Origin of the sequence: Fulvivirga aurantia (genome assembly GCF_009711475.1) — a bacterium.
Lineage (GTDB): Bacteria > Bacteroidota > Bacteroidia > Cytophagales > Cyclobacteriaceae > Fulvivirga > Fulvivirga aurantia.
This window is the reverse complement of the sequence record NZ_SMMD01000553.1, coordinates 1-3,940: the sequence shown is the minus strand read 5'-3', so window position 1 is coordinate 3,940 and position 3,940 is coordinate 1. Positions and strand designations below refer to the sequence as shown.

The 3,940-nt window shown below is 37.1% G+C and carries 3 protein-coding genes; 1 reads left to right on the top strand and 2 read right to left on the bottom strand.

The window, feature by feature from the left end; genetic code table 11:
- Positions 1-50: 50 nt before the first annotated feature.
- Positions 51-1,256, bottom strand: a complete 1,206-nt coding sequence (locus E1176_RS04505) for an alpha/beta hydrolase (protein ID WP_185152625.1) — start codon at positions 1,254-1,256, stop codon at positions 51-53.
- A gap of 107 nt (positions 1,257-1,363) precedes the next feature.
- Positions 1,364-2,398 (bottom strand): alpha/beta hydrolase family protein, encoded by a 1,035-nt coding sequence (locus E1176_RS04500; protein WP_155209377.1) that lies wholly within the window; start codon positions 2,396-2,398, stop codon positions 1,364-1,366.
- A gap of 251 nt (positions 2,399-2,649) precedes the next feature.
- Here E1176_RS04500 and E1176_RS04495 point away from each other — a divergent pair.
- On the top strand, positions 2,650-3,940 hold a 1,291-nt coding region (locus E1176_RS04495; RefSeq protein ID WP_185152624.1), incomplete at its 3' end, for a TraB/GumN family protein.

The window sequence follows — 3,940 nt, the reverse complement described above, 5'->3', positions numbered from 1 at the left end:
TTGAATAAAAAGGCAAATTGGCGTGCAAGTTAATGAAATCAACAAGAAAATCATTGATGTTTCTCTGCCTCTTTATACCATTTTTTAGCTTTCAGTGTTGCCCCGGATTTCTTATAGATGTTGCCTATCTCATTTTTCAATGTTGCAGTATCAGGAAATTTATCATCACCTAATTTTAATATATCGAGTGCATCATCTAAATGATTATGTCTGGCATAGAACTGGGAATAACGCAGAAACCATCTAGGTTGTCTATAATGATTGGCAATAAATGCCTTACCATCAAATTCTTCTACTAGGTCGTTGAAGAGTTCGAAATTATCTTCTTTGTCACACTGTAGTAGCAGGTAGTGTTTGGTGTCGTTATGTATTCCTTCTGGGGTGTGATACCTTTTGCTTCTATTGGTGTAATGACTTTTTAAAGCTTCCAGACCACCAAAATCATAAAACTCCTGAAGGGTGAAAAAACGCAGGGGGGCGTAGTCGCCAAAGAATAATTTAAGTCCTTCGTTAATTGTAGTTAAGGGTGTTGTGTAATGATTTTCAGTAGCAGAAAGGTTGTAATTCCACGTTAGCTGCTCTTGATTATTTTTTCGGAAGATAGAATCTAAATCAGCCATAGGCTTGATTGACCAATTTTCTACAGTTCCGAGGCTGGCATAAATAAACGTGTTTTGATCGAGGGTGTTATTAAGCAAACTATCGACTTTTTGTAAGCGAGAGTTTGAAATATGTGTAGGGCTAGCCAGTAGCATGGCTTTGAAAAGATGAGGAGAGTCTGATAAAATTTCAACTCCTAACCCGGCTGCCATTTCCCACCCAAAATATATGCGTTCATCCAGTGTGCGGTACTCGTTATCAATTTGAGGAATGAGCTCATTTTCTAAAAAATTGATAAACTTAGAAGACTCGCGATAAAATAGACGCCTCCTTTTTTGTGAATCGGTAGGTAAACCAACGATTATGAACTCAGGCGATACTTCCTGCCAGGTGAGGTTCTTTTGATAGGTTACGGCATTTAAAAAATAGCGCTGGCCGTCTATGATGTAGATTACAGGATATTTTTTTGACGTGCTGAAGTAACTGTCAGGTAAATAAATTTGTACTTCCCTCTGCTCATTCAGCGCCTTACTTTCGATCGTGATAGTAGTTTCTAAAACGTTTTTATTTTGTTGTGCAAAACAAGCAACAGACCATAAACCGATTACCAGCGATGTAATAATACTACTTTGGATATAGCGTTTTAAGACGCTCATAGACGTGTTTTTCATAAGCCAATATTGTATTTATTAGTTGGGAGGTACAAGTTTAGTGCAGCGAATAACATTTTATTAACAAACCCTGCTTTGCGAGCAGTCGCGGATCAGAGCGTTGTGTCAAACCAGTCTATTAATAGTTTGCTTAGCTCTTCAGATTTACCCGTAAACTTATGATCTGTTTTAAACTCCCTGAGGGTGTAATCATATTCAATTGCGGCTAATCGATCAGCAATTTTATGAGCCTGATTAGGGTTTACCTGCTCGTCTTCTGTTCCACACAGAATGAGTAAGCTCGCATTTTTATCTAGTTCTTCAGTCCAATATACCACAGAGCGCTTTTGCAGTTCTTCTTCCTTGTTTTCTGAATAGTTGGGGATCAGCTGATGACAAACCATTTCCATTTCGGGTCTCTCGGTAAGCAGTGGCTGTAAATCCGTTGGACCATTCACAACTACAGCTGTTTTGATTAAACCGGGGCGTTTGAGAGATAAATAGGTCATCATACCACCTCTTGACCAGCCCATCATACCCAGACGCGCAACATTTGCTTTAGGCAGGTACTCAGCTGTTTTGATCAAATTAAGCACATCATTTATATCCCGACCTCCGAATTTATCATTTTCTCTATAACAAGGTGCGAGAATTACGTAGCCCTCTTTAGCTACCTGTGCTGAAGAAGAAAGTATCAAAGAAAATAGGGTAGACATGCGACTTTCTTTACCTACCTTCTTATTACCACCACGGTTAAAAATGATCACAGGAAATTCTCCATCTTCTTTGGGCTCAGCAAAAATACCGTTCACCAATAAAGAATCACTTTTGTAGACTACGCTAAAAAAATTAAGTGCATCTAAATATTTAAAATTAGCCTTGAGTGTATCATTGTCAGCTATTTTTTTCCACAGAGGCTCTATGGTGGATAGGTCTATGGGTCTTTTGTATAAAATTTCTCCGTCAGTTAAGCTTTCACCTCGTGCAATTTCACTTGCCGTTAATTCAGCGGCTAACACGGTATTGTCAAGGCTTTTTAAATCCTGATAAGAGGAATAATAGGCATAGCCTACTTTAAAGCCAATAAATAAACCGGCTATAATAACAAGACCCAATACAATTTTGCCAATCTGTTTTACTGTTTTCATAAAGCTGATACGGTAGCACACACCACGTTTATTTCAAGTCAAATAAGTATGTAATATACTGAAATAGACCATGGCAAGATTTGAGAAGATGTTGAGTGGCAGGAAGGGGTGGTGAGTAGTAAATGCTTGGTAAGACCTTAAAAAAACTACCTTGAATGCTTCAGCTGATGCAACTCCGTAGTTCAGTTTTACTATTATATATGTTATTTATATAAATTTTTGGTCTTTATTTGAGTTTAGATAAAATGTTTATGAAGAAATTTCTGGTTGTAGTACTTGCTATCATGCTTACTGGGTTCGCCTATGGTCAACGTGAAGAAACCTATAATTTGTTATGGAAGATCGAGCGAAAAGGGCTTAAAAAGGCTTCCTATTTGTTTGGTACAATACATATAAATGATGAGCGAGCATTTGCTTTTAGTGATTCTGTATTAGTTGCTTTTCAGCAAGCAGATATTTTAGCACTGGAAGTTTCAAATGACGATTATGTTAAATATTCATTGGCCAATAGAAAGAAAGATTCTAAAAATGAACTAAAGGCCCAATTAGGTAATGATGATTACCAAGTTCTTAGACAAAAAGTGATGGATGAGTCACAAGTTGACATAGACCAATTGTCTAATATCAACCCAATGCTGATAGAGCAATTATTGAATCGAAAGTTTACTAATGCCAAAGAGCAGAGAAAACTAGATCTTGATAACTATCTATTCTACACAGCAAAAAGACTGGGAAAGGAGGTGGTGGGCCTTGAGAAAATTGGTGATGGTATTAGGGCTAGCAAAGGCTTTAACACAAGGTTTGACCAGGAGTACTTTGTAAAGCGGTACATTGAAAAGAAAGACTCTTTATCTGGTTTTGATCAAGGTAAGATTTTGAAAGAAATTATGACCAAAGAGTTTAATACATTGGTCAACTTATATTATAGCGGTGATATTGAGACTATAGCAGCCAGATATAATTCGAGGCAGCAAGTGCTTTTAGATATGATTGGCCGTAACAAGCAAATGGTAGGTCGTTTAGATTCTTTGATGCAAAATACAAGTGTATTTTGTGCTGTTGGGGCCGGACACTTAGGAGGAGAGAATGGTATGATAGATATGCTAAAAAGAAGGGGATATAGCCTCACTCCTTTGAAAGCTTCATTTACAGGTTTGTCTGAAAAATTACAGAAGGAATTTGAATCTGCGCCAGGTTTTCTCTTTGAAGATTTGTTAAACGGATTTTCAGTTAAGATGTCTGGAGCACCGACAGATATTGATATTCCTAACTCAAATGTAAAAGCATTCATGTACCAGGATATTGGCAATAACTCCATTGAAATGGTGATGACAGTTGATTACCCTGAGATTTTTATTGATAGAGAGGCAGTTATTGATCAAATGATTGATAATTTAAAAAGAATGCAAAGATTTGAGATTTTAGGATCAGAAAGTCTTGAGAAGGAGGGTATTAGCGGACGCATAGTTTCTATGGGAAAAGATAGTGTAGAAATGGGGCGACTTAAATCAATTTTAAAAAATGGCAAAGCCTATCTTTTTT